The sequence below is a fragment of the Streptomyces sp. NPDC055189 genome (assembly GCF_053606765.1).
Genome location: NZ_JBSGSG010000119.1, coordinates 1 through 24,857, shown reverse-complemented (window position 1 = coordinate 24,857; position 24,857 = coordinate 1). Strand labels below are relative to the sequence as shown.

Sequence of the window (24,857 nt, the reverse complement as noted above, 5' to 3'; positions counted from 1 at the left end):
CTCGTGGGCGCGGTGATGTTTATATGAGACCGCGGCGGGGTGACTGCGCGCCCGCCGGGCCCCTTTTCTCCGGCTCCCTCGACGGGGGCGGCGTGCTCGGTGCCCCGGGGGAGCGGGGCACCGAGCTCGCACTCCACGCGCAGGGTGGGCAGTCCGGCCTGCCCGTCCCGGCGAACCGCCCGGGCCCGCTCCACGCGGAGTTCCGCCGCTCGCCCGTCCACCCGCAGCCGGCTGCCGCGGGCGGCGTCCTCGCACCGCCCTTCGGCCCAACTCCGCATCCCTACGCGCTTGATGCGGGGCTCTGCCTGGGTGGCGGGGATCTCGGCGAGGTCCTCGACGTGGTCGACCCGCAGGTGCCCGGGGCTCGCCACGAGTCCGTCGTACCGGTTGACGGTGAAGTTGCCCAAGGGGTGCGCGTGCGCCTCTGCGGCGGGCAGCAGGGTGAGCGCGAGCCCCGCGAGCAGGGTGCCCCCTGAGGCCAGGATCCGCCGCTTCATCGGTGCCCCGCAGTGCCGGCAACCCGAACAGGCTTTTCCCGCCCACCCACCCGATTGCCCCGCATCGACAGCCTGACGGCCCTCGCTTCCTTCGCCACCATCGGAGAGAACCCGGGGTTCAAGTCCAGCGCCGCCGACTTCCAGCGGCGCGCCGCGGACGCGTGGCCCGTCGAGCCCTCGATCACGCCCCGGTGGTACATGAACGACGCCTCGCGGAAGCCCGTCGCCGTGGCGCGGCGTGCGTACGACAGTGCCTCATCGGAGCGGCCGTTGACGTGCAGGGCCCAGGCGAGCGCGTCCGCCGTGTGGACGGTGTGCCGCCGCCCCCACTCCGCCCGCGCCGCCCGCAGCGCCGCCTCGCGTTCGTCGCGGGTTCCGTGGTCCGTCAGCGCGACCGCCGCGTCCAGGTCCGCGTTGACCCCGTTCGCCCGGGCCAGGGACACCCACGCGGAGACCAGTGCGTACTGCTGCCGGGCCTTCGCCTCGTCGCCCCGCTCGCCCCGCGCCTCGTACAGCTCGCCGAGGGCTACCAACGGCCCCGGCAGCGGCGCCCGCGCGACGACCTCCCGCAGCCCCCGTATCGCCCGCCCTGTATCGCCCTGCCCGGCCCACGCCCTGGCCCGGCACTCCAGCGCGGGAAGGTAGGAGGCATCGGCCCGCAGCGCCTTCCCGCACTGCTTGAGCGCCTCCCCGTACTGGCCCTGGCGCCACGCCAGTTGCCCCAGGGCCGTGGACACGTACGCCACGTCCCCGCCGCCCGAACCCGAACCCGAGGCAGGGCCGAGCGCCAGCGACAGTGCCCGCCGGGCCCCCGCCACATCGCCCCGGAGCTCGCGCACGTACGCGTACCGCGTGAACACCGGCACCCCGGGCCGCCGGGCGTCGGCCTTCTCCGCGGCCCGCCCCGCCGCCCCGTACCGCCCGAGCTCGACCAGCGCGTCGATCCGGGAGGCCAGCGCGCCCTCGCTGCGCGGGTTCACGTCGAGCGCCGCCTCCGCGTGCCGCAGCGCCCCCGTGAAGTCGTGCCGGGCTGCCGCCAGTGCGGCCTGCCCCGCGAGCCCCGCGTCATTGCGGGGCCTCAGTTCCAGGGACCGGTCGAGAGCGCGCTGCGCCTCGCGGTACCGCGACGGGTCGCCCTGCGTGCGGGCCTGCTCGACGTAGGCGGTGCCCAGCGTCGCCCACGCCCCGAAGTCGCGCGGCTGGTCCCGCAGATGGGTCTGCAGCGCCCGCACACCACGATCGAGGTCGGCACCCCGCAGCGCTCCCGGCGCCACGGCGACGGACGACGAGGGCGACCGGCCGGGCCCGTCCTCACCGCCGGCCAGGACGGCACCCCCGGTGATCGCGAACGCAAGAGCGACGGCCGCCACCACGGACCGGCCGGCAGGACGAGGCAATGCCATCACTGGACCTTCCACGAGAAGTCGATGAGCCGATCAGAAGTCGATGAGTCGAGAAAAGGAGAGAAGGCGCGGCCCGCAGGGGGATTAGTGCGGGCCGCGCCGGTCATGGAAGGGACTCAGCCCGGGATCCCGGAGGACCCCCGCCTGCGCCACCACGCGAGCCCGAGCCCGACGAGGAGGACACCGGCCGCCCCCGCGGCCGCGGAGGCGATCAGCACGGCATCCGTGTCATCGCCACCGCCGGAGGCCGGACGTCCGGGCACGGCACCGCCGTTCAGCGCGTCACGCGCCGCGCTGTTGTCCGCGTCGCCACCCTTGGCCAACGGTCCCCGCGAACCGGACGTGGGCAGTGCCACGTACGGGAAGGTCCCGCCGAACTTCTGGTCGTTGACGTTCACCGCGTCACCGAGGTCGTTCTTGTTCCCGGTGAGTTCGCCCTCGACGGCCTGCAGTTCGATGTCGACGACGTCATCGGCGAGCCGCCGCCCGTTCGGGAACCCGGCGTTGTCGCCGTCGAGCACCCCGAGCCGCTTCGGCGTATCCGCAGGCTTGATGGACGTGTTGAGCCGCAGGGTCTCCGCCGGCCGGACGTTGGGCGGCTGGTTGAGGTCCTTCACGCCCGTCAGGAACACCGACACGAGGTCGTTGCGCGGCTCGGCGGGCGCCTTCAGCTTGTAGATCTTCTCCAGGAGCTTCGGCAGCTCCGGCTTGGTCACGTACTTCAGGAACTGCGCGTCGTTCCAGGGCGCGGACGCGTTGAACTTGTCCTTGTCCTTCTGCGGCACGACCACCTCGTTGACCAGCGGGTTGCCCATCCGCGACACCTGGGTCCACTTGCCGCCCGCGGTCTTGCGCTGGGTCGTGGACCAGATGCCGACGGTCGGCTGCTTCGCCGACTGCCGTATCTGGGAGGTGGGCACCTGGAGGGCGAGGGAGTTCACGTTGTAGCCCTTGAGGGTGTCCCTGCCGACCTCCGACAGATCGCCCCCGTACAGCAGGTCGAACACCCGCAGATCCAGGAAGAACGGATCGTCGGCCTGCCCGGCGAACGTCGTGCCGCCGCCCTTGACCGGGGTCACGGCCTGGTCGCGCAGCTTCTTGTAGTCGGGCATGGACGCCTTGCCGACGTGCGACGGTGCCGCGGGCACGTCGTCGGCGATCGTCGTGGTCGAGGTGACCTTCTGGTCCTTGAGCTTGATCAGCTCCAGGTCGTACGTCTGCGTCACGTTCAGGTCGGGATCGTCGAGACTCGTCACGGGCCCGGTGTTGTAGAGGAACGTGTCGCCGTTCTTGGTCTTCGTGTCGAACGTCCACCGGTAGAGGAGGTCGCCCTGCGCGTCGCCGTCGCTGTCGATGTGGACGTCGTACTGCGCGTCGTCGGCCCACGGATAGAAGTTGGGACCGCCGGCGGGCTCCTCGAAGGGCAGCCAGTTCGCCACGATCGTCGTCGAGTCGGGCTTGTCCGGGCTCACGAACGCGTACACATCCGTGTTGTCGTACTGAGGCTGCCCCGAGATCAGCGGGGCCTCCCGGTGGCTGGCGGCGTTTGCCGCCCCCGGTTCCAGTGCCGTCACGCCGGCGGCTGCGAGCCCCCCGGCTGCCAGTGCGCCACAGACGAGCGCGGCGAGGCCGCGCCTGCTGCGGCGCCCCCTCCGGCTCTTGGCGATAGCTGTCATCGCGTCCGTCCTTACTGTTCCTCGCGCGACCCCGCGCGGTGCGCGGGGGCCGCCTGACGAACGCCATTCGGGACAACGGGCCGGGCGGATTGGCCCGGTTCCCAATCCGATGCCTTCTCCCGCCGCGAATCCCGGTGCGACCGGACAGCGAGTCGCCCGGCCCCGGAAGAACCGAGTCGTCCGGGGCCGGGAAATGGTGAGGGGGACACGCATGGAGCCCGACGAACTGCTTCCACTGGTCGCCAAGGGCGACCAGCAGGCCTTCGAGGAGCTGTACGGCCTGGTCTCGGGGCCGGTCTACGGAATGACCCGTCGTGTCCTGCGCGATCCGGCGCAGTCCGAGGAAGTGGTCCAGGAGGTGCTGCTCGAACTCTGGCGGACGGCGGCGCGATTCGACCCGGCGCGCGGCAGCGCCCTCTCCTGGATTCTCACGCTGGCCCACCGCCGGGCGGTGGACCGGGTGCGCAGCGTCCGCGCGGCGAGCGACCGGGAGCGGCGCGTGGCCCAGCGCGGCGATGTCCCCGCCTTCGACCAGGTCGCCGAGGCGGTCGAGGGACGGCTGGAGCGGGAGTGGGTACGCCGCTGCCTCCGTCGCCTCACCGACCTCCAGCGCCAGGCCGTCACCCTCGCCTATTACGACGGCTATACGTACCGCGAAGTGGCCCGGCGCCTGTCCGTCCCGCTCGGCACCGTCAAGACGCGGATGCGGGACGGGCTGCTGCGGTTGCGCGAATGCCTGGGTGCCGCGACGGGAGGCGCGGCATGAAGAGGGACGGGCAGCGCGATGCTCGGCGCGACACCAACCGGATTTCCGACGGGCCCGCCCGGAAGCGGCTGCGGCCCCGCCGGCGCGTGCACTCCCTGGCCGTCCCCTATGCCCTGGACGCCCTCGCGCCCCGCGAACTGCGCCGCTTCGAGCGGCATCTGCCCCGCTGCGTGCCCTGCCTGGCGGAGACCAGGGAGCTGGCCGAGGGCGCCGTACGTCTGGCGGGCGCCGCGGCGACACCGCCGCCGCCCGGCCTGCGCGAGCGGGTGCTGGCCGCCGTACGCACGACGGAGCAGGAGCCGCCCCCGCGGGCGCCCGTGACCCCGAACGCGCCCTCGCGCTCCCGCGTGCTTCTTCTCCCCGCCGCCGCTTTCACCGCGCTCGCTCTTGTGGCGTCCGTGATCCTTGCCCTCCAGCTGACGCGCGCCGAGGACCGGCTCGGCCGGGAGCGCGCCCAGGCACGTGAGATCGCCCACGTCCTTGCAGCTCCGGATGCCCGGGCGGCCGGGGAGAGGGACGCGTGGGGGCGCGGCATCAGCGTCGTGGCGTCGGAATCCAGGCGGCGCGCCGTGGTGAGCGTCACGGGGCTCGGGCCGCCGCCACCGGGGCGCGTGCACCAGCTGTGGCTCATGAGGCCCGTAGCGGCGCCCCGTTCCCTGGGGCTGCTCGACGGCGAAACGCCCGTGATCGCCTCCGGTGTCAGTGCGTCCGGCAGGTCACTGGCAGTGACGACCGAACCGGACGGGGGCTCAGAGCGGCCCACTTCTGCCCCTCTTGTCCAACTCGCCCTGGAATCACCTGGATTCGGAGAGTAATCGTCAACCTCCTTACGGGGTAGGTGAATCCCGTGACCGGGATACACGAGTGTCGTGCGGGGGCGATAGGGTTAACCTGCCCTGGGCCGGGTGCCCTCGTACGGGTGGGGAGTGACATGGAACAGATAACGGTGCGCAGCAGGGCGCGTGTCCCTGCGATCACCTGCGGGAGCAGCGCGACCAGCTCGCGTCTCGACCGCCATCTCTCAGTGCTGGGCGGCCCCGCCGTTCCGCAGCGCGAGACGGCCGAGGCGACTCTGCTGATGCGTGAGCTGACCTCACGGGGTGCGCATGACCACAGTGGCCGAGGTGCACGTGTGCGAAGGGTCTCCCTCTTCGCTCCGTTGCGCAGGCTGCGGCGGTCGCTCTTTGGGGGTCGCTGACCACGGGTGGTCGGGGGTTCGGCCGTCGCTCAGCGGCGCATTGCTCCCACCCACCCGCCCCTTCCCCTGCCGTATACGTCACTCATCACGCCCCTGACGTAACACCCGTGTCATGCGCACCTGTTGACGCTGCAACTTTCCGGCCCCAGTGTGGCTGATTGTTTGGCCGATACACCCAACCTCACCCCCGGAGGTGCGCGTGTGTGACCTGCACGATCAGCATGAGCACGAAGTTCTCCCCGCGAGCGGTCAGCCCCTCAGTCGCCGCCACATCATGCAGCTCCTCGGCGCGGCCGGTGTCACCGCCGGTGTCATGACCGCCGAAGCGGACCCGGCGATGGCCGCGGGCGCCGACGCCAGCCCCGCCGCCTATGAAGCGCCCAAAGGCCTCGCGGCCGACACCCCCGCCAAGCGCGCGGCGCTCGACTGGATCTCCTCCCACGACGACCGGATCACCGGCCTGAACGCCGAGATCTGGGACAACGCCGAACTGTCCCTGCGCGAGTGGAAGTCCTCCATCGCCGAGGCCGACTTCCTCGAACGGGCCGGATTCGACGTGCGGTTCGGCACCGCGGGCTTCCCGACGGCCTTCACCGCCACGTTCACGCACGGCAAGGGCGGCCCCGTCCTCGGCTTCAGCGGCGAGTACGACGCACTGCCCGGCCTCTCGCAGAACAAGGGCGTCGGCCACCACGATCCGCGCGAGTACATCCACGACCCCTTCGCGCCCGGCTACGGCCCCGGCCATGGCTGCGGCCACAGCGCGCTCGGCACGGCGGCGGCAGCCGCGGCGGCGGCCGTCGCGCAGGCCGCGAAGAAGCACCGGCTCCCCGTCACCGTGAAGTTCTTCGGCTCCACGGCCGAGGAGGCGCTGATCGGCAAGACGTACGCCGTCAGCAAGGGCGTGTACGACGGGCTCGACGCGTTCCTGGACTGGCACCCCTCGACGGCGAACGCGACCGGCTGGGGCACCACCACCGCGATGACCGCCGTCACCTTCACCTTCCTCGGCGTGGCAGGGCACGGCGGTACCCCGCTGGGCAACAAGTCCGCGCTCGACGCCGCCGTGATGATGGCGACGATGTCGGAGTTCCTGCGCGAGGAGAACCTCGCACCGAGCGGCCGGCTGCACTGGGTGATCAACAACGGCGGCGACATCCCGAACGTCACCCCGGAGATCGCCGAGATCTCGTACTACGTACGCGAAGGAAGTCCCGCCCGCGTCAAGGTCCTCCTGGACAAGGTGATCGCGGTCTCCGAGGCGGCCGCGAAGGCGTCACGGACGACCGTCCGCCACCGCGTCACGTCGGCCTGCTGGAACCAGCTCCCGGCCAAGGCGTTCGCCGAGCTCCTGCACGCCAACATGCGCGAGATAGGCCCGCCCGAGTTCACCTCCGAGGCACACGAGTTGGCCAAGGAGCTCCAGGAGTCGCTCGGTCTGCCCCAGAAGGGCATGCACGACAAGGTCGGTGAACTGACCCCGCCCAACCCGGTCTTCATGGGCGGCGGCTCGACGGACGTCGCCGACATCAGCTGGAACGTCCCCACCGTATCGATGGGCGCCGCGCTCGCCCCCATCGGCACCAAGATGCACACCTGGTCCACCGCGGCCTGTGCGGCGGCGGCTCCGGGGCAGGCCGCGGTGATCGCCGCGGCGAAGTATCTGGCGGCGACGGCGGTCGACCTGATCACTCAGCCCGAGCGTCTGAAGGCGGTCAAGGACGAGTTCAAGGAGCGCACGAAGGGCGTGAGTTGGCAGACCGCGCTGCCGGACGGCTATGAGCCGCCCATGTACGAGCCCCCGGCGTGGTTCCTGAAGAAGACGGGCCAGAAGTGGCCGCCGTCGAACATCACGTGGCCGCCGAAGCGGGTGGTGTCGCACGAGAAGTTCTCCTCGCTGGGACCGGAGCTCGAACCCCAGAAGTAGTGCGCCCCGCCCGGCAGCGCGGCCGTCCGCTCACCGTCCGCCGTGCGTGTACCGGCGGACGGCGAGCGGCACGCACACGCCGAGCAGTACGAGCGACCAGAGGATCGCCCCGGCCACGGGATGCGCCACCGGCCAGGCGGCGTCCGCCGGCACCGGCGCGTTGCCGCACAGATCGCGTACCGCCGTCGCCGTCGCGCTGATCGGGTTCCACTCGGCGACGGTGCGCAGCCAGCCGGGGAACCCCTCGGCGGGGATGTACGCGTTCGAGAGCAGCGGCAGCATGAACGTCGCGCCGCCCAGCTGCCCCGCCGCCTCCTCGCTCTGCGAAGCGAGCCCGAGCAGGATGCCGACCCAGGTCGTCGCGAACCTGAAGAGCATCAGCAGGCCGAAGGCGGCAAGGGCCCGCAGCGGCCCGCCCTCGATCCGCCAGCCCATCGCGAGCCCGACGAGCACCAGCGGCACGAGCCCTGCGGCGGTGGTCACCAGATCGGCGGCTGCCTGCCCGAGCGGCACCGCGGAGCGGCTCATCGGCATCGTACGGAACCGGTCCATGACGCCCCGGTGGGAGTCCTGGGCGGCGGTGAACATGCCGGTCATGATGCCGTTCGCGGCGGTCGCGACGAGCATGCCGGGGACTAGGTAGGCGCGGTAGTCGGCGCCGGGCATGGCGAGGGCGCTGCCGAAGACGTAGCCGAAGAAGAGCAGGAAGACGATGGGCATCGTCTGGGTCATGACGAGGATGGCGGGCGCGCGCCTGATGCGCCGCAGATGCCGACCGAGGACGGCGGTGCCGTCGTAGAGGATGGCGCTCAAGGGGGAACTCCTGGGGTTGAATGGCACTTGCCCACCCCCGGCCTCAGGGCAATCGCGTCCCGGGATGCGAGGTGATCGGGTGGGTGGGCGGGAAAAAATCCGTCGCGAAGCGGCGGCCTAGGAAACGGGCGAGACGAGCCGCAGGAAGACCTCGTCGAGCGTGGGAGCCCGAAGGGTCGCGTCGACGACAGGCACCCCGGCAGCGTCGAGCTCCCGAACGACCCGCGGCAGCGTGAGCCCCATGTCGAGAGCGACAACCCCGGCGGTCCGCCGCTCGGTATCAAGGACAGGCTCACCCCCGGTGAGCTGATCCAGAACGACCGCGGCAGCATGCAACGCCTGCGCCGCCGAGTCCTGCGGCAGAACCACCTCCACGTAACTGCCGATCTGCGCTTTCAGCGCACCCGGTGTCCCGCGATGAGCGGCACGCCCCCCGTCGATCAGGACGATCTCGTCGGCGAGCTGATCCGCCTCCTCCAGATACTGCGTGGTCAGCAGCACGGTCGTCCCCTCGGCGGCCAGCTCCCGCACGGCGTCCCAGATTTCACCCCGACTGTGCGGGTCGAGCCCGGTGGTCGGCTCGTCGAGGAAGAGGACGCGTGGCCGGACGAGCAGGCTGGCCGCGAGGTCGAGCCGCCGCCGCATGCCCCCGGAGTAGGTGCGGGCGGGACGGTCTGCGGCGTCCGTGAGCCCGAACCGCTCCAGCAGCTCGTCGCCCCGCGCCCGCGGAATCCGCAGCAGCCGGGCGAAGAGCCGCAGATTCTCCCGGCCGGTCAGCTCCCCGTCGAGGGAGGCGTACTGCCCGGTCACGCCGATGAGCCGGCGCACCGCGGCAGCCTCCCGCACCACGTCGTGGCCCGCGACGAGCGCCGTCCCGGCATCCGGTGTCTGCAGCGTCGTCAGCAGCCGTACCGCCGTCGTCTTGCCCGCGCCGTTCGGCCCGAGCAGCCCGCAGACGGTGCCCTCGGGGACGGCGAGATCGAGCCCGCGCAGGGCGTGGACGTCCCCGAATCGCTTCTCCAGACCTTCACTAAGTACAGCGTACGTAGAAGTCATGCCCGTACGGTACCTCACTACGTACGCTGTACGTAACTAACATGGGTGGCGAGGTGATGATCAATGGCGGGCCGAGCGGCCGAACCGGAAGTGATCTGGGCGCGCCCCGAGCGCGCGGGCCGTGGCCCGAAGCCCGCGTACAGCAGGGCGGACATCGCGGCAGCCGCCGTGCGCATCGCCGACGCGGACGGCATCGAAGCGGTCTCCATGCGCAGAGTCGCGGGCGAACTCGGCTGCGGCACGATGTCGCTCTACAACTACGTGCCGCGCAAAGAAGACCTGTACGAGTTGATGGTCGACGCGGTGAGCGGCGAGTACGTGCTGACGGACGAGCCGCCGGACGACGACTGGCGCGCGGCGATGCTGGCGCTCGCCCGCCAGACGCGCGACCTCATGCGGCGCCACCCGTGGCTGCCCCGGACCATGTCGGCGCTCTACGGCTTCAGCCCGAACGCCCTGCGCTACCTGGAGCACTGCCTCGGCGCCCTGGACGGACTCGACGCGCCCTACGGCACCAAGGCGGAACTCATCGGGATGATCAACGGCTCGGTCATGACGTTCGTGGCCAACGAGCTCGCCATGGCGGAGCGCGCGCGGGCGCTGCCGTGGTCGGCGGAGCGGGAACAGCAGGCGCGGTACGCGTACCTCGCCGGGCAGGTGGGCACCGGGGCCTACCCGCGGCTCGCCGAGGCGCTCAAGGAGGCGCCCGCACCGGGCGACGCGGACGAACTCTTCGACCGGATGCTGAACCGCCTCCTGGACTCGTTCGCCTGAGTCCACCCGGCAAGCAGCTCACAGAAGAGCGAACTGGCCGCCGGGTCCCTCCTCGTGGTGGTCGAGCACCGAGGCGGGGCGCCGCGCGGCGTCGGGTGCGGGGAGCACGCCCGCGCCGCGCAGTGCTTCCGCCGTGATGAGCGGGCCGAGATCCGCGGCCAACTCGTCCCGCAGCGGCCCAAGTTCCGCCAGCAGGGCGAGCACCGTGATCAGTTCGAGCAGCTCGGACGTCCACGCCTGCGGCCACTCGGGGGGCCGGATCGCCTCCAGGGAGCCCGATTCGCCCGCGGCCATGCGGCGCTCGAACCACAGGTCAAGCACGCGCACCCCGCTCACCTCGAAGTCCCACGCCTCCCGCGGCACCGGTGAGATGCGGCCCTCGTCCACGCACAGGGCCTCCTCGTCGGCGTCGTACGAGAGCTCCGCGGGGCGGGCGGGCAGCGGCGCCCGTACGTAAGGCCGCCGTCCGCCGGGGAGCTTCGGGCGGGCGCCGTCACCGCGGGCCTGGAGCCCGAGGATGCGGCGGCCCAGCTCCGTGCCCCGCGCCCAGACCCCGGCGTCGGACGTCAGCGGCACCCGGCAGCCCGCCGGGGACGCCTGCGCCACGGCCAGCGTCCAGGCCGGCAGATCCCCGGCGGTGACGTCTTGGCCGAGCGTTGACGAGAGGTGGGCGAGCAGGCCCGGTGCCACGTTGGGTTCGAGCCCGCCGGGGCGGCGGAACAGGGGACGGATCCGTCCCGGCCGCCCGGCGGGGGAGCGCCCGTCCGGCAGCACCGCGGAGGCGAGCACCGCGGGCCCCGTGGTGCCGGTGACGTAACCCTGCTCGACGAGGAAGAGCTGTCCCTCGCCCGCGACCCGCCACAGCTCCGGGCGCGCGGCGTCGATGAGGCGGTGGTCCGGGATCAGCCACTGCTCGTCGAAGGGGCCGTGCAGGACGCGTACGGGGTCGGGGCAGGGCCCCGTCTCGGCGGCCAGCGGGACCGTTGATCCCTGGTGGCCGGGGAGTTGCGCGACGGCGGTGTGCAGGGTGCGTGAGCGTGAGGGGGAGAGCAGCCTCTCGCGCTCCGCCGTGTCCGCCCGCAGGAACGCGGCCCAACGGGATCTGAGGGATGCGGCGTCCGGTCCCATCGGCCACCCGCGGCCCGGCCGGAGCGGTGCGACGGACCACGGCATCAGGTCGGCGAGCAGCGCCGCTTCGTCGTGCGTCACGCCCGGCATCGTACGTCGAGACCCTTACGTCGCGTCGAGGGTGACCGTGAAGGAGAAGCGGTCGCCGCGGTAGTGGATGCGCGCCACGTCCAGGGCGCGCCCCTTCTCGTCGTACGTGATGCCCGTGTAGTGCAGGATCGGGCTGAGCAGTGGCACTTCGAGCAGGCGGGCCGTCTCCGGGTCGGCGAGCGTGGCCTCGACGGTGTCGGTGATGCGGCTGATGCGGACGCCCACGACGTCGCGCAGGACCTTCGTCATGGGCCAGCGCGCCAGATCGTCGGGGTCGACGCGCTCCGCGAGCTCGGGGCGGACGAAGTTATGGGCGTGATTGGTCGGTTCGCCCGTCTTCTCGTCGCTGCGCAGGCGGTGGTACGTCGCCACCTCGGGCAGATCCGGGAAGTGCTCGGCGAGTTCGCCGGAGACCGGGGCCGTGCCGTGCGCGAGCAGTTCGGTGCTCATGCCCGACTGCTGGGCCACGATCGCGTCGACCGAGCCGAGCAGCCGGACCGGTGAGCCGCGCCGGGCGCTCGGCTCGATGAACGTGCCGCGCCGCCGGTGCCGGCTGATCAGCCCCTCGTCCTCCAGCTCCTTGAGCGCCTGGCGCATGGTCAGGACGCTCACTCCGTAGTGCCCCGCCAGCTGCTCCTCGGTGGGCAGCCGGAGCGGGGCCTCGGGTGTGCGGCCGAGTATCGAGGCGCGCAGGGACTGCGACACCTGATACCAGAGCGGCAGTTTGCGATTCAGGACGATCGAGTCCGGGGCGAAGGCGGTCACGGTCTCTCCGAATCAGTCCGCATCGGCTTCGAAACTGGATCAGCTACGGGCGGTAACGGGATCAGTTCCGAAAATGGCGCTCCAGACCCTGCCACACATCGTCGTATCCGCGCTGCAGATGGGCGGCCTGAGCTGCCTGTTCGGTCGCCGTCACCGGCCAGCGTGTCTCGAACATGAAGGCAAGCCCGTCGTCGATCTTCTGCGGCTTCAGCTCGGCGGCCGATGCCTTCTCGAAGGTGTCGCGGTCGGGGCCGTGCGCCGACATCATGTTGTGCAGCGAGCCGCCGCCGGGCACGAAGCCCTCCGCTTTCGCGTCGTACGCGCCCTCGATCAGGCCCATGTACTCGCTCATCACATTCCGGTGGAAGTACGGCGGCCGGAAGGTGTCCTCGCCGACCAGCCAGCGCGGCGCGAACACCACGAAGTCGACGCCCGCGAGGCCCGGGGTGTCGGACGGCGAGGTGAGGACCGTGAAGATCGAGGGGTCCGGGTGGTCGTAGCTGATGGTGCCCAGGACGTTGAAGCGGCGCAGGTCGTACACGTACGGGACGTGGTTGCCGTGCCAGGCGACGACGTCGAGCGGCGAGTGGTCGTAGGTCGCCCTCCACAGATTGCCGCAGAACTTGTTCACCACCTCCACCGGCCGCTCGTCGTCCTCGTACGCGGCGACGGGAGCCCTGAAGTCCCGTGCGTTCGCCAGGCCGTTCGCGCCGATCGGGCCCAGGTCGGGGAGCTGGAAGGCCGCTCCGTAGTTCTCGCACACGTAACCGCGGGCGGTGTCGTCGAGCAGCTCGACGCGGAAGCGCACCCCTCGCGGGATCAGCGCCACCTCGCCCGGTTCCGCGTGCAGCAGCCCGAACTCGGTGCGCAGGAGCAGGCCGCCCTGCTCGGGGACGACGAGGAGTTCGCCGTCCGCGTCGCTGAACACCCGGTCCGTCATGGAGGAGTTGGCGCAGTAGAGGTGGATGGCCATGCCGGTGCGCTGGGTGGCGTCTCCGTTGCCGCCGAGCGTCCACAGGCCCGCGAGGAAGTCCGTGCCGGGGGCGGGTTCGGGGAGCGGGTTCCAGCGCAGGCGGTTGGGGTCGGGGGTCTCGGTGAACGGCGCCGTGCGGATCGCGCCGTTGTCGGTGCGGGTGAACGCCGGGTGCGCGGCCGAGGGGCGGATGCGGTAGAGCCAGGAGCGGCGGTTGTGCGCGCGGGGCTCGGTGAAGGCGGTACCGCTCAGCTGCTCGGCGTAGAGCCCGAGGGGGGCGCGCTGGGGGGAGTTGCTGCCGTGCGGCAGGGCGCCGGGCACTGCTTCGGAGCTGTGTTCGTTGCCGAAGCCGGAGAGGTACGTCAGTGCCTCCGCCGTCTTGCGCGCGCCGCTCGCGTCCGTACGGCTCGCGTCGCTGGTGTTGTCCCGGCTCATCATCGCTCCCTCGTCAACGATTCCTATGGGACACCGTAGGATTCACGTTTTCCTTCCGCAAGAGGGATCCATGGATGTGAACGATGCTCTACTCTCCGGGGGTGTCCCACGGTGATCGACAGAAGCCCCCGCCGCCCCCGAAAACCCTGCGCCGCGTGCCCGTCCAGGAGCGCAGCGCGGAGCGCCTGAGCCGCATCCTCGACGCCTGCGCCGAGGTTCTCGACGAGGTCGGCTACGAAGAGCTGAGTACCCGCGCCGTCGCCCTTCGCGCGGGCGTCCCGATCGGCTCGGTCTACCGCTTCTTCGGCAACAAGAGGGCCATGGCGGACGCCCTGGCCCACCGCAATCTCGACGCCTACGGAGAGCGCGTGGCGGCGCGCATGGCCGGGGCGGAGCGCGGCGACTGGCGCGGTGCGGTCGACGCGGCCTTCGACGAGTACCTCGCCATGAAGCGCACCGTGCCCGGCTTCGGCCTGGTGGACTTCGGCATCCCCTCGGCCCCCGACGCGATGCCCGAAGCCAACTCGGACGTCGCCGAGCGCGTCGCGGGGCTGCTCGCCGCCCACCTCGACCGGCCCCTCGACGAGAAGCTGCGGCGCACCGTGCTCGTCGGCGTCGAAGCGGTGGACGCGGTGCTCCAACTCGCCTTCCGTGCCGATCCGTCGGGCGATCCCGACCTGATCGACGAGACGCGCACCCTGCTGCACTCCTATTTCGCGGGTTCGCTGGACTGAACCCGATTCCCGCAGGGTCCTGACGGCATGCATACCGGTCGGTATGGTGAGAGCGCACGTGCGCCGTCGCCGCCGTCCCGGAGGGTCCTCCATGCCCAGCACCGCCCTGCGTATCTGCCCTCTCTGCGAAGCCACCTGCGGGCTCACGCTCACCGTCGAAGGCAGCCGGGTCACCGGTGCGCGCGGAGACCGGGACGACGTGTTCAGCCAGGGCTTCATCTGCCCCAAAGGTGCTTCCTTCGGAGAGGCCGACTCCGACCCCGACCGCCTGAAGGGGCCGCTCGTACGCAAGGACGGCGTACTGGAAGAGGCGACCTGGGACGAGGCGTTCGACGCCGTCGCCGCCGGCCTTCGCCCCCTGGTCGAGAGGCACGGGCCGCAGGCGGTCGGCGTCGTCCTCGGCAACCCGAACGTGCACACCATGGCGGGCGGCCTCTACCCTCCCGTGCTGCTCAGCTCGCTCGGCACCCGCAACGTCTTCTCCGCGAGCACCGTCGACCAGATGCCCAAGCACGTCTCCAGCGGGCTCCTCTTCGGCGACGCCCTCGCCATCCCCGTGCCCGACCTGGACCGCACCGACCATCTGCTCCTGCTCGGCGCCAACCCCCTGGACTCCAACGGGAGCCTGTGCACCGCCCCCGACTTCCCCGGCAAGCTGAAGGCGCTGCGCGCGCGGGGCGGCACGCTCACCGTCGTCGACCCGCGCCGCACCCGCACCGCGAAGCTCGCCGACCGGCACCTCGCGATCCGGCCCGGCACGGACGCACTGCTGCTCGCGGCCATGGCCCAAGTCCTCTTCGAGGAGAAACTCACCGACCTCGGCGCGCTCGACGAGCACGTGGAGGGGGTCGATGGCGTATGCGAGGCCGTACGTGACTTCACCCCCGACGCCGTGTCCGCGGCCTGCGACGTACCCGCCGACACCATCCGCACCCTCGCCCGCGACCTGGCGGCCGCACCCACCGCCGCCGTCTACGCCCGCGTGGGCGCGAGCACCGTCGCCTACGGCACGCTGACCAACTGGCTGGTCGACGTCCTGAACGTCCTGACCGGCAACCTCGACCGCCCCGGCGGCGCCCTCTTCCCGCTCTCCGCCACCGACCGCACACCCCGCCCCGCGGGCCCCGGCAAGGGATTCGCCCTCGGCCGCTGGCACAGCCGCGTCAGCCGGCACCCCGAGGCCAAGGGCGAACTGCCCGTCGCCGCGCTCGCCGAGGAGATCGACACCCCCGGCGACGAAGCGATCCGCGCGGTCGTCGCCGTCGCCGCCAACCCGGTGCTCTCCGCGCCGGACGGCGACCGCCTCGACAAGGCCCTGGCCTCGCTCGACTTCATGGTCAGCGTCGACCCGTACCTGAACGAGACCTCCTGCCACGCCCACGTGGTCCTGCCGCCGCCCCCGCCGTCGCAGAGCCCGCACTTCGACTTCGCCTTCAACGCGCTCGCCGTACGCAACCAGGTCCGCTACACCCGCGCCGCACTGCCCCTCGCGGACGGCAGGATGTTCGAGACGGAGATCCTCGCCCGGCTGGTTCTGGCCGCGAGCGGCATGCACGGCGCCGACCCGGCGGCCGTCGACACGATGGTCGTCGAGCGGACCCTCGGCAAGGCCGTCACCGAGCCGCACTCGGCCGCGTACGGCCGCGACCCCAGGGAGCTCGCCGCCCTGCTCACCGGCGAGAGCGGCCCCGAGCGGCGGCTCGACCTGATGCTGCGCCTGGGCCCCTACGGCGACGGCTTCGGCGCACGCGAGGACGGCCTCACCCTCGACCGGCTCCTCGCCCACCCGCACGGCATCGACCTCGGCCCGCTGGAATCCCGGCTCCCGCAGGTGCTCAAGACGCGCAGCGGCCGGGTCGAGCTCTTCCCCGGGCCGATCGCGGACGACCTGCCGCGCCTCACGGGCGCACTGCGTGCCGTCCCGGACGAGCTCGTCCTCGTGGGACGACGGCATCTGCGCTCCAACAACAGCTGGATGCACAACGTCCGCACCCTGACCGGCGGCACCAACCGCTGCACCCTGCACGTCCACCCCGAGGACGCGGACCGCATCGGCCTGGAGAACGGCGGCCAGGCGCGCGTGCAGGCCGCCGGAGGATCGCTCACCGTCCCCGTGGAGGTGACCGACGCCGTGCGTCCTGGAGTGGTCAGCCTGCCGCACGGCTGGGGCCACGACCGCCCCGGCACGCGCCTGGCCGTCGCCGCGGAGAACCCCGGGGCCAATGTGAACCAGCTCCTGGACGGCACGCTCCTCGACCCTCTCTCCGGGACGGCGGTGCTCAACGGCTTCCCGGTGTCCCTGACCGCGCTCGTTCCGGCCCCGGCTGCGGCAGCAACTCGTTGACCTGGAGTTTTGCGCTTATTGCTCGCACGTCAACATCTTGTTAACGGATCGAGGCGGGTCCTAACGTCATCCGGACCGCCAGACCTGGTGGGAGTTCGATGGTGAACGTTAGGTAGCCCCCATGCTGACAATCCTCGGATTCGTCATGATCGCGACCTTCCTGGTGCTGATCATGATGAAGAAGATGTCGCCGATCGCGGCACTGGTGCTGATCCCCGCGCTCTTCTGCGTGTTCGTAGGAAAGGGAGCCCATCTCGGGGACTACGTCCTCGAAGGCGTCGGGAATCTGGCGCCCACGGCGGCCATGCTCATGTTCGCCATCGTGTACTTCGGCGTGATGATCGACGTCGGCCTCTTCGACCCGATCGTCCGGGGCATCCTGCGCTTCTGCAAGGCGGACCCGGTGCGCATCGTGGTGGGTACCGCGCTGCTCGCCGCGATCGTCTCGCTCGACGGCGACGGCTCGACGACCTTCATGATCACGGTCTCGGCGATGTATCCGCTCTACAAACGCCTCAAGATGAGCCTCGTCGTCATGACGGGTGTCGCGGCCACCGCCAACGGCGTCATGAACACCCTGCCCTGGGGCGGGCCGACGGCCCGCGCCGCGACCGCGCTCAAGGTCGACGCGGCCGACATCTTCGTCCCGATGATCCCCGCGCTGGCCATGGGCCTCGTGGCCGTCTTCCTGCTCTCCTACGCACTGGGCCTGCGGGAGCGCAAGCGCCTCGGCGTGCTCTCCCTGGACGAGGTCCTGGAGCAGGAGACGGCGAGCGAGACGGTTCTGGTGGGCGCCGGTAACGGCGGCGGCACCGGAGGGCGCATGTCGCTCACGAAGAAGACCACCGGGGGAGCGGGCTCGGGTACGGACGCGGACGCCGCTTCCGGCGCCGGCACCGCATCCGGCGACGGCACCGCATCCGGTGACGCCGACGACGAAGGCTTCCAGGGGCTCGACCCCAACCGGTCCACCCTGCGCCCCAAGCTCTACTGGTTCAACGCCGGCCTCACCGTGGTCCTGCTCACCGCCATGATCATGGAGTGGCTGCCGATCCCGGTCCTCTTCCTGCTCGGTGCCGCGCTCGCCCTGACGGTCAACTTCCCGCACATGCCCGACCAGAAGGCCCGGATCGGCGCCCACGCCGAGAACGTCCTCAACGTCACCGGCATGGTCTTCGCGGCCGCCGTCTTCACCGGCGTCCTCCAGGGCACCGGTATGGTCGACAGCATGGCCAAGTGGCTCGTCGACGCCATCCCGGAGGGCATGGGCCCGCAGATGGGCCTGGTCACCGGCCTCCTGTCGCTTCCGCTCACCTACTTCATGTCGAACGACGGCTTCTACTTCGGCGTCCTGCCGGTCCTCGCCGAGGCGGGCCAGGCGCACGGCGTCGGCACCCTGGAGATCGCCCGCGCCTCCATCGCAGGGCAGGCCCTGCACATGTCGAGCCCGCTGGTGCCCGCCGTGTACGTACTCGTCGGCATGGCCAAGGTCGAGTTCGGCGACCACACCAAGTTCACCGTCAAATGGGCCGTGCTCACCTCGCTCGTGGTGCTCGGCTCCGGAATCCTCTTCGGCATCATCTGATGCCATCGACACCGGGCCGGGCCTGGTTGCTGCGCCTCGTCATCGCCTTCAGCTTCGCGCAGGGGGCGGTGTCGATGGCGCGTCCGGCCGTTTCCTACCGGGCGCTCTCGCTGGGCGCCGACGAGCGGGCGATCGGCGTCATCGCCGGTGTGTACGCCCTGCTTCCGCTCTTCGCCGCCGTCCCGCTCGGGCGAAGGACCGACCACGGGCGGTGCGCGCCGCTCCTCCCGGTCGGCGTGGTCCTGATCGCGGGAGGGTGCGCGCTCAGCGGTACGGCGGGGTCGCTCGGCGCGCTCGCCGCCTGGAGCGGTGTGATGGGCCTCGGGCACCTCTGCTTCGTGATCGGCGCCCAGTCGATCGTCGCGCGGCAGTCCGCTCCCGACGAACAGGACCGGAACTTCGGGCACTTCACGATCGGTGCCTCGCTCGGGCAGTTGGTCGGGCCGATCGCCGCGGGGTCGCTCATCGGCGGTGACATGGGGCGTACGAGTGCGTTCGCGTTGGTCGTCTCGGGCGTGGTCGCTGCCGTCTCGCTCACGTCTCTGTGGCGTATCGAGCATGTGCGGGCCGCCGGTGCTCCGTCGAAGCGGGGGGACAAGGTGCCGGTGCTCGGCATCCTGCGTACCCGCGGTGTTCCCGCGGGGATCTTCATCAGCCTCGCGGTGCTCTCCGCCACGGACATCCTCACCGCCTATCTGCCGGTGGTCGGTGAGCACCGGGGCATCGCGCCCGCGACGGTCGGGGTGCTGCTCTCGCTGCGGGCCGCCGCGACGATCGCGTGCCGCCTCGTGATGACGCCGCTGATCAATCTGCTCGGGCGGACGGTGCTGATCGTCGTCACGTGTCTGCTGGCTGCTGTGTTGTGTGCGGGGGTGGCGTTGCCGGTTCCTGTGTGGGGCCTTGGGGTGATGCTTGTTCTGCTGGGGTTCTGCCTGGGGGTCGGGCAGCCGTTGTCGATGACGACGGTCGTGCAGGCGGCTCCGGACGGGGCTCGGTCCACGGCTCTTGCGCTGCGGCTTACCGGGAATCGGCTGGGGCAGGTGGCTGCGCCTGCTGGGGCGGGGCTGATTGCGGGTGTTGCCGGGGTTGCGGCGCCGTTCGTGATGCTCGGGGGGCTGTTGCTGGTGGCGGCCGGGTTGGGGCTGAGGCGTAGTAGCCCTGCGGGGCCCTCCCCAATCCCGCCCCTTCCCGAAGCTGGGACTCCGCCCCAGACCCCGCTCCTCAAACGCCGGAGGGGCTGAAAGATCACCCCGGACCGGCGGAGGGGGTAGGCGTCGCAGCGCGCTACCGGAAGAGTTCCGAAAGCTATCGGTCGATGCGCACGGAAGCTGCGGGCGGCGTTCAGGTGCGCGGTGCCGTGCTCGCGCGCACCACCAGCTCCGTGGCCAGCTCGATCCGGGGCGACGCGGGCTCCTCGCCGAGCGCGAGCCGCAGCACCGTACGGGTCGCGAGCTTGCCCATGTCGGACAGGGGCTGGCGCACGGTCGTCAGGGGTGGGGCCGACCAGCTGACCTCCGGCAGATCGTCGAAGCCGACCACGCTGAGGTCCTCGGGCACCCGCAGACCACGCCGCCGCAGAGCCTCGATCGCACCGAGCGCCATCTGGTCGCTGGCGGCGAAGAGAGCGGTGGGCGGCTCGGCGAGACCGAGGAGTTGGCCCGCTCCCGCGAAGCCGGACGCGTGGTAGAAGTCGCCCGGCACGATCAGCGAGTCGTCGACGGGCACCTCCGCGCTCTCCAGCGCGGCGCGGTAGCCGTCGAGCCTGGCGCGGGAGCACAGGAGCCTCGGCGGACCCGCGATGAAGCCGATCCTGCGGTGGCCCAGGGAGAGCAGATGCTCCGTCGCGGCCATGCCGCCCGCCCAGTTGGTGGCGCCCACGGTCGGCGCGTCCAGGGCGGGTGATCCGGCCGGGTCGATCACGACGAGCGGCACGCCGAGCCGCCGCAGCTCGTCGTGGAGCATCGGTTCCAGGACGGAGGTCACCAGGATCACGCCGTCCGACGCGCGGGCCCGCAGGTTCTTCATCCACTGGCGGGCCGAGCCGGAAGCGCCGTGGATCGCGGAGACCACCGTGCCCGCGCCTGCCGCGTGCGCCACTTCCTCCACGCCGCGGATGATCTCCACGGCCCAGGGGCTGTCGAGGTCGTTGAAGACCAGGTCGACGAGGGCGGCGCGGCTGCCGGGCGCGGCCGACCGCCGCTCGTAGCCGTGCTCCCGCAGCAGGTCCTCGATGCGCGCGCGGGTCTCCTCCGAGACGTCGGACCGGCCGTTGACCACCCGCGACACGGTCGGCACCGAGACGCCCGCCTGCCGGGCTATCTCCGTGATGGTCACCTTGCTCCTCGACCGGCTCACTTCCCACCTCCGTCGAACTCCACCGAACTCCGTCGAAACCTTGCAGAAGCCTTCCGGAACACCGGAGTTGTGGTGAAGCCTAGAGGAGAGGGCCGCCGGACGAGCGTACGCACGGAAGTTCCCCGGAGGCGCCGGCTGCCTCCGGGGAACGGGGTGCTGGTACTACAAGCAGTACCGAAGGGCTGCTACTGGACGATCTTCAGCAGCTTGTTCGGCGAACCGCTGCCCGGGCTGGTGACCTTGCCCGAGGTGGCTCCGTTCACCAGGGCCGTGGAGACCTGCGCCGGCGTGGCCGAGGTGTGGCCCGCCAGGTAGACCGCCGCGGCACCCGCGACGTGCGGGGTGGCCATCGACGTACCGGAGATGGTGTTCGTGGCGGTGTCGCCGGTGTTCCAGCCCGCCTTGATCGAGACGCCCGGCGCGAAGATGTCCAGGACCGATCCGTAGTTGGACCAGCTTGCCTTCGCGTCCGTGTTGCTGGTGGCGCCCACCGTGATGGCCGCGGGGACCCGCGCCGGGGACGACGAGGAGGCGTTGACGCCCTCGTTGCCCGCGGCGACCGCGTAGCTGACACCGTCGGCGATGGAGTTCTTCACCGCGTTGTCCAGCGTGGTGGACGCGCCGCCGCCGAGCGACATGTTGGCCACGGCGGGGGCGCCCGCCGCGTGGTTGCTCGTCACCCAGTCGATGCCCGCGATGACACCGGCGGTCGTGCCGGAGCCGTTGTTGTCGAGCACGCGGACGGCCACGATCTTGGCCTTCTTGGCGACGCCGTACGTCTTGCCCGCGATGGTGGTGGCCACGTGCGTGCCGTGGCCGTTGCCGTCCTGGGCGGTGTTGTCGCCGTCCACGGCGTCATAGCCGTTCACCGCGCGGCCGCTGATCTCGGAGTGCGTGATGCGCACGCCGGTGTCGATCACGTACGCGGTGACGCCCGAGCCCGCGGTGTCCGGGTAGGTGTAGGTGCCGGACAGCGGCAGGCTCGTCTGGTCGATGCGGTCCAGACCCCAGGGGGCGCTGGTCTGGGTCGCGTCGGCCTGGACCCGCTGGTTCTGCTCGACCGTCGCGACCGAGGGGTCGGCGGCGAGCTGTCTCGCCTCCGCCGCGCTCAGCTCGGCGGTGTATCCGTTGAGAGCGGACTTGAAGGTCTTCTGGACCGACCCGCCGTACTCGGATATCAGACCCTTGCCCTGTGTCGAGGCGGCCTTGAGGCCCGAGTCCTTCTTCAGCGTGACGATGTAGCTGCCCTTCACGGCGTCGGCCGAGCCGGCTCCGATCACGGTGCCCTCGGTGGGGGCGGCCTGGGCCGGAAGGGCGGTGACCGCGCCGAACAGAGTGGCGGCGGTGGCGGTCGAGATCGCCGCGGCGATCACAGTCTTCTTGCTGCGCAGCATTGCCATTACGAGGGAGTCCTCCTCATAGGCGGCGCGCGCCCCGGGTCGGGCGGCGCAACTGTGGGGGCGTGTGCGTGTTCGCACACACAGCCGGGAGCGGAACGTTCCGCTCTCGGCGCGAACAGCAGAATGTCGGCTCTACGTGCGTAGATCAAGGGAGTTGGCGCCTTGACATGTGTCTGTCACATGCACGAAATCGAACTTCGTCGAAACCCTTGGGGGGTAGGTGTCGAGCCGGGGGGAATGTCCCCCTCCCCGACGCCCCTGGTGCCGAAAAACTATCAGCGCTAGTTTGGGGTGCGGACGGGGTACGGACGAGTACGGATCAGTACGGACGACTACCTGTGACGACCACCTGAGGAGAGCGATGAAGGCCCACGACGGCATGTACATCGGCGGCGCCTGGCGGCCCGCCGTCGGTACGGACACGATCACGGTCCTCAACCCGGCCGACGAGCAGCCGGTGGGCGAGGTCCCCGCCGGAATTGCCGAGGACATCGACGCGGCGGTACGAGCGGCCCGCGAGGCCTTCCCCGGCTGGGCCGCGACCCCGCCCGCCGAGCGCGGCGCGCTCATCGGGGCGCTCCGTGACCAGCTGGTCGCCCGCAAGGACGAGATCGCCGAGACGGTGACGGCGGAGCTCGGCTCGCCGCTCCAGTTCTCGCAGATGGTGCACGCGGGCGTGCCGATCCTGGTCTCGGGTTCGTACGCCGAGCTCGCCGCGACGTACTCCTTCCAGGAGAAGATCGGCAACTCCACCGTCTACATGGAGCCGGTCGGCGTGGTCGGCGCGATCACGCCCTGGAACTACCCCCTCCACCAGATCGTCAACAAGGTCGCCCCCGCGCTCGCCGCGGGCTGCACGGTGGTCCTCAAGCCCGCCGAGGACACCCCGCTCACCGCCCAGATCTTCGCCGAGGCCGCGCACGAGGCGGGCATCCCCGCCGGTGTCTTCAACCTGGTCACGGGCCTGGGCCCGGTCGCGGGGCAGGCGCTCGCCGAGCACGAGGGCGTCGATCTGGTCTCCTTCACCGGCTCGACGGCGGTCGGCAAGCAGATCGGCGCCACCGCGGGCGCCGCGGTCAAGCGCGTGGCCCTGGAGCTCGGCGGCAAGTCCGCCAACGTCATCCTGCCCAGCGCCGACCTGGCCAAGGCGGTCAAGGCGGGCGTCGCCAACGTCATGTCCAACTCGGGCCAGACGTGCAGCGCGTGGACCCGCATGCTGGTGGACTCCGCGCGCTACGACGAGGCGGTCTCGCTCGCGTCGGAGGCGGCGGCCAAGTACGGCTCCCGCATCGGCCCCGTCGTCAACGCCAAGCAGCAGGCGCGCGTGCGGGGTTATATCGACAAGGGCGTCGAGGAGGGCGCGCGCGTGGTGGCGGGCGGCTCCGAAGCGCCGCGCGAACAGGGCTACTACGTCCAGCCGACCGTCTTCGCCGACGTCACCCCCGAGATGACGATCGCCCAGGAGGAGATCTTCGGCCCGGTCGTCTCGATCATCAGGTACGAGGACGAGGACGAGGCCCTGCGGATCGCGAACGGCACCGTGTACGGGCTCGCGGGCGCCGTCTGGGCGGCCGACGACGAGGAGGCGATCGCCTTCGCCCGCCGCATGGACACCGGACAGGTCGACATCAACGGCGGCAGCTTCAACCCCCTCGCCCCGTTCGGCGGTTACAAGCAGTCGGGGGTGGGCCGGGAACTGGGCCCGCACGGGCTCACGGAGTACCTCCAGACGAAGTCCCTGCAGTTCTAAAGCCCCCGCACGCCCGCTCTATAAGGAGTACGTCACCGTGGTCCGCGCCGCTGTTCTGCCCGCCGTCGGCTCTCCCCTGGAGATCACCGAGATCGACCTGCCCGAGCCGGGCCCCGGCCAGGTGCGGGTGCGTCTCGCCGCCGCCGGGGTCTGCCACTCCGACCTGTCCCTGACCAACGGCACGATGCGGGTGCCCGTGCCCGCCGTGCTCGGGCACGAGGGCGCGGGGACGGTGGTGTCCGTGGGCGAGGGGGTCACGCACGTCGCGCCGGGCGACGGCGTGGTGCTCAACTGGGCGCCGTCCTGCGGGGATTGTCACCCCTGCTCGCTCGGTGAGGTCTGGCTGTGCGTGAACGCGCTTGCCGGGGCCGCCGACGTGTACGCCCACCGCGCCTCGGACGGCTCGGACCTCCACCCCGGCCTGAACGTCGCCGCATTCGCCGAGGAGACGGTGGTCGCGGGCAACTGCGTGCTGCCCGCCCCGGCCGGCGTCCCGTTGACGGACGCCGCCCTCCTCGGCTGCGCCGTGCTCACCGGGTACGGCGCCGTCCACCACTCCGCGAAGGTCCGCGAGGGCGAGACGGTGGCGGTCTTCGGGGTCGGGGGAGTGGGCCTCGCCACGCTCCAGGCGGCACGGATCGCGGGCGCCTCGAAGATCATCGCGGTCGATGTCTCCCCGGAGAAGGAGGAGTTGGCGCGGTCCGCGGGGGCCACGGAGTACGTCGTCGCTTCCGAGCGGACGGCGAAGGACATCCGCGGACTGACCGGCGGGCAGGGTGTGGACGTCGCGGTGGAGTGCGTGGGGCGTGCGGTGACGATCCGTACGGCCTGGGAGTCCACGCGGCGCGGCGGACGGGCGACGGTGGTCGGCATCGGCGGCAAGGACCAGCAGGTCGCCTTCAACGCTCTGGAGATCTTCCACTGGGGGCGGACGCTTTCCGGGTGCGTGTACGGGAACTCCGACCCGGCGGTCGACCTGCCGGTCCTGGCCGACCACATCCGTGCGGGGCGCTTCGATCTGAGCGGTCTGGTGACGGACCGGATCGCCCTGGACGGTATCCCGGCGGCTTTCGAGAACATGGTCGCGGGCAAGGGGGGCCGGGCGCTGGTGGTGTTCTAGTCGCGGCCAGAGCATCACCGGCTCCGCCGGGTTCGTCTTCAAACGCCGGACGGGCTGGATATCCAGCC

Annotated in this window: 20 protein-coding genes and 1 pseudogene; 11 read left to right on the top strand and 10 right to left on the bottom strand. The window is 71.3% G+C overall.

Annotated elements, in window-relative coordinates; all coding sequences use genetic code 11:
• From ACWFR3_RS43155 to ACWFR3_RS43145, 3 genes and pseudogenes are all read right to left on the bottom strand, one after another.
• A pseudogene (locus ACWFR3_RS43155) lies at positions 1–497 on the bottom strand (nickel transporter); the annotation flags it as partial.
• On the bottom strand, positions 494–1,900 hold the full coding sequence (locus tag ACWFR3_RS43150) for a tetratricopeptide repeat protein (RefSeq protein WP_453740167.1): 1,407 nt from the start codon (positions 1,898–1,900) through the stop codon (positions 494–496). The pseudogene ACWFR3_RS43155 and the gene ACWFR3_RS43150, both read right to left, overlap by 4 nt.
• Positions 1,901–2,016: 116 nt before the next feature.
• The gene (locus ACWFR3_RS43145; protein WP_453740166.1) at positions 2,017–3,576 is read right to left on the bottom strand and encodes a DUF4331 domain-containing protein; all 1,560 of its coding nucleotides are present in this window, start codon (positions 3,574–3,576) and stop codon (positions 2,017–2,019) included.
• 211 nt (positions 3,577–3,787) lie between these two features.
• On the opposite strand from ACWFR3_RS43145, the gene ACWFR3_RS43140 reads away from it, so the two are divergent.
• The 4 genes from ACWFR3_RS43140 (at position 3,788) to ACWFR3_RS43125 (ending at position 7,467) form a co-directional block, all read left to right on the top strand.
• Positions 3,788–4,342: a sigma-70 family RNA polymerase sigma factor gene (locus tag ACWFR3_RS43140; protein WP_453740165.1), complete on the top strand. Its 555-nt coding sequence runs from the start codon at positions 3,788–3,790 to the stop codon at positions 4,340–4,342.
• Positions 4,339–5,157, top strand: a complete 819-nt coding sequence (locus ACWFR3_RS43135) for an anti-sigma factor (RefSeq protein ID WP_453740164.1) — start codon at positions 4,339–4,341, stop codon at positions 5,155–5,157. Before ACWFR3_RS43140 ends, ACWFR3_RS43135 begins: the two co-directional genes overlap by 4 nt.
• Before the next feature lie 116 nt (positions 5,158–5,273).
• Positions 5,274–5,540 (top strand): hypothetical protein, encoded by a 267-nt coding sequence (locus tag ACWFR3_RS43130; RefSeq protein ID WP_351165136.1) that lies wholly within the window; start codon positions 5,274–5,276, stop codon positions 5,538–5,540.
• Between the two features lie 199 nt (positions 5,541–5,739).
• Complete coding sequence (locus tag ACWFR3_RS43125) at positions 5,740–7,467, top strand: amidohydrolase (RefSeq protein ID WP_453740163.1); 1,728 nt, start codon at positions 5,740–5,742, stop codon at positions 7,465–7,467.
• Positions 7,468–7,497: 30 nt separating this feature from the next.
• Here the strand turns inward: ACWFR3_RS43125 and ACWFR3_RS43120 are convergent, their stop codons facing one another.
• Both ACWFR3_RS43120 and ACWFR3_RS43115 read right to left on the bottom strand, forming a co-directional pair.
• The gene (locus tag ACWFR3_RS43120) at positions 7,498–8,280 is read right to left on the bottom strand and encodes an ABC transporter permease (protein ID WP_453740162.1); all 783 of its coding nucleotides are present in this window, start codon (positions 8,278–8,280) and stop codon (positions 7,498–7,500) included.
• A gap of 117 nt (positions 8,281–8,397) precedes the next feature.
• On the bottom strand, positions 8,398–9,336 hold the full coding sequence (locus ACWFR3_RS43115) for an ATP-binding cassette domain-containing protein (RefSeq protein ID WP_453740161.1): 939 nt from the start codon (positions 9,334–9,336) through the stop codon (positions 8,398–8,400).
• Positions 9,337–9,399: 63 nt separating this feature from the next.
• On the opposite strand from ACWFR3_RS43115, the gene ACWFR3_RS43110 reads away from it, so the two are divergent.
• Positions 9,400–10,110 (top strand): TetR/AcrR family transcriptional regulator, encoded by a 711-nt coding sequence (locus tag ACWFR3_RS43110; RefSeq protein WP_453740160.1) that lies wholly within the window; start codon positions 9,400–9,402, stop codon positions 10,108–10,110.
• 18 nt (positions 10,111–10,128) lie between these two features.
• Here ACWFR3_RS43110 and ACWFR3_RS43105 read toward each other — a convergent pair whose 3' ends face one another.
• The 3 genes from ACWFR3_RS43105 to hmgA form a co-directional block, all read right to left on the bottom strand.
• Positions 10,129–11,328, bottom strand: coding sequence for a type ISP restriction/modification enzyme (locus ACWFR3_RS43105; RefSeq protein WP_453740159.1), 1,200 nt, complete (start codon positions 11,326–11,328; stop codon positions 10,129–10,131).
• Between the two features lie 15 nt (positions 11,329–11,343).
• Positions 11,344–12,093: a GntR family transcriptional regulator gene (locus ACWFR3_RS43100; protein WP_453740158.1), complete on the bottom strand. Its 750-nt coding sequence runs from the start codon at positions 12,091–12,093 to the stop codon at positions 11,344–11,346.
• Positions 12,094–12,154: 61 nt separating this feature from the next.
• Positions 12,155–13,501: a homogentisate 1,2-dioxygenase gene (gene hmgA, locus ACWFR3_RS43095; protein ID WP_453740157.1), complete on the bottom strand. Its 1,347-nt coding sequence runs from the start codon at positions 13,499–13,501 to the stop codon at positions 12,155–12,157.
• Between the two features lie 83 nt (positions 13,502–13,584).
• Between hmgA and ACWFR3_RS43090 the strand changes: the two genes are divergently transcribed.
• From ACWFR3_RS43090 to ACWFR3_RS43075, 4 genes are all read left to right on the top strand, one after another.
• On the top strand, positions 13,585–14,235 hold the full coding sequence (locus ACWFR3_RS43090; protein WP_453740156.1) for a TetR/AcrR family transcriptional regulator: 651 nt from the start codon (positions 13,585–13,587) through the stop codon (positions 14,233–14,235).
• 91 nt (positions 14,236–14,326) lie between these two features.
• Complete coding sequence (locus tag ACWFR3_RS43085; RefSeq protein WP_453740155.1) at positions 14,327–16,579, top strand: molybdopterin oxidoreductase family protein; 2,253 nt, start codon at positions 14,327–14,329, stop codon at positions 16,577–16,579.
• 121 nt (positions 16,580–16,700) lie between these two features.
• A complete protein-coding gene (locus ACWFR3_RS43080; protein WP_453740154.1) occupies positions 16,701–18,164 on the top strand; it encodes a CitMHS family transporter in 1,464 nt (487 codons plus the stop codon).
• Positions 18,164–19,405, top strand: coding sequence for an MFS transporter (locus ACWFR3_RS43075; protein WP_453740153.1), 1,242 nt, complete (start codon positions 18,164–18,166; stop codon positions 19,403–19,405). The genes ACWFR3_RS43080 and ACWFR3_RS43075 overlap by 1 nt, the downstream gene beginning before the upstream one ends.
• A gap of 100 nt (positions 19,406–19,505) precedes the next feature.
• Here the strand turns inward: ACWFR3_RS43075 and ACWFR3_RS43070 are convergent, their stop codons facing one another.
• Both ACWFR3_RS43070 and ACWFR3_RS43065 read right to left on the bottom strand, forming a co-directional pair.
• A complete protein-coding gene (locus ACWFR3_RS43070; RefSeq protein ID WP_453740152.1) occupies positions 19,506–20,498 on the bottom strand; it encodes a LacI family DNA-binding transcriptional regulator in 993 nt (330 codons plus the stop codon).
• A 206-nt stretch (positions 20,499–20,704) separates the two neighbouring features.
• The gene (locus tag ACWFR3_RS43065; RefSeq protein ID WP_453740151.1) at positions 20,705–21,919 is read right to left on the bottom strand and encodes a S8 family peptidase; all 1,215 of its coding nucleotides are present in this window, start codon (positions 21,917–21,919) and stop codon (positions 20,705–20,707) included.
• A 361-nt stretch (positions 21,920–22,280) separates the two neighbouring features.
• Between ACWFR3_RS43065 and ACWFR3_RS43060 the strand changes: the two genes are divergently transcribed.
• Entirely contained in the window at positions 22,281–23,669 is a 1,389-nt protein-coding gene (locus ACWFR3_RS43060) for an aldehyde dehydrogenase family protein (RefSeq protein ID WP_453740150.1), read from the top strand.
• Positions 23,670–23,706: 37 nt separating this feature from the next.
• Positions 23,707–24,789, top strand: coding sequence for a Zn-dependent alcohol dehydrogenase (locus ACWFR3_RS43055; RefSeq protein WP_453740149.1), 1,083 nt, complete (start codon positions 23,707–23,709; stop codon positions 24,787–24,789).
• Positions 24,790–24,857 lie beyond the last annotated feature (68 nt).

What these genes read in the sequence shown, in the direction of transcription:
- ACWFR3_RS43150 (WP_453740167.1), bottom strand. Translation starts at nt 1,900, where the DNA reads ATGGCATTGCCTCGTCCTGCCGGCCGGTCCGTGGTGGCGGCCGTCGCT.
- ACWFR3_RS43145 (WP_453740166.1), bottom strand. Translation starts at nt 3,576, where the DNA reads ATGACAGCTATCGCCAAGAGCCGGAGGGGGCGCCGCAGCAGGCGCGGC.
- ACWFR3_RS43140 (WP_453740165.1), top strand. Translation starts at nt 3,788, where the DNA reads ATGGAGCCCGACGAACTGCTTCCACTGGTCGCCAAGGGCGACCAGCAG.
- ACWFR3_RS43135 (WP_453740164.1), top strand. Translation starts at nt 4,339, where the DNA reads ATGAAGAGGGACGGGCAGCGCGATGCTCGGCGCGACACCAACCGGATT.
- ACWFR3_RS43130 (WP_351165136.1), top strand. Translation starts at nt 5,274, where the DNA reads ATGGAACAGATAACGGTGCGCAGCAGGGCGCGTGTCCCTGCGATCACC.
- ACWFR3_RS43115 (WP_453740161.1), bottom strand. Translation starts at nt 9,336, where the DNA reads ATGACTTCTACGTACGCTGTACTTAGTGAAGGTCTGGAGAAGCGATTC.
- ACWFR3_RS43110 (WP_453740160.1), top strand. Translation starts at nt 9,400, where the DNA reads ATGGCGGGCCGAGCGGCCGAACCGGAAGTGATCTGGGCGCGCCCCGAG.
- ACWFR3_RS43105 (WP_453740159.1), bottom strand. Translation starts at nt 11,328, where the DNA reads ATGCCGGGCGTGACGCACGACGAAGCGGCGCTGCTCGCCGACCTGATG.
- hmgA (WP_453740157.1), bottom strand. Translation starts at nt 13,501, where the DNA reads ATGAGCCGGGACAACACCAGCGACGCGAGCCGTACGGACGCGAGCGGC.
- ACWFR3_RS43090 (WP_453740156.1), top strand. Translation starts at nt 13,585, where the DNA reads ATGCTCTACTCTCCGGGGGTGTCCCACGGTGATCGACAGAAGCCCCCG.
- ACWFR3_RS43085 (WP_453740155.1), top strand. Translation starts at nt 14,327, where the DNA reads ATGCCCAGCACCGCCCTGCGTATCTGCCCTCTCTGCGAAGCCACCTGC.
- ACWFR3_RS43080 (WP_453740154.1), top strand. Translation starts at nt 16,701, where the DNA reads ATGCTGACAATCCTCGGATTCGTCATGATCGCGACCTTCCTGGTGCTG.
- ACWFR3_RS43075 (WP_453740153.1), top strand. Translation starts at nt 18,164, where the DNA reads ATGCCATCGACACCGGGCCGGGCCTGGTTGCTGCGCCTCGTCATCGCC.
- ACWFR3_RS43065 (WP_453740151.1), bottom strand. Translation starts at nt 21,919, where the DNA reads ATGGCAATGCTGCGCAGCAAGAAGACTGTGATCGCCGCGGCGATCTCG.
- ACWFR3_RS43060 (WP_453740150.1), top strand. Translation starts at nt 22,281, where the DNA reads ATGAAGGCCCACGACGGCATGTACATCGGCGGCGCCTGGCGGCCCGCC.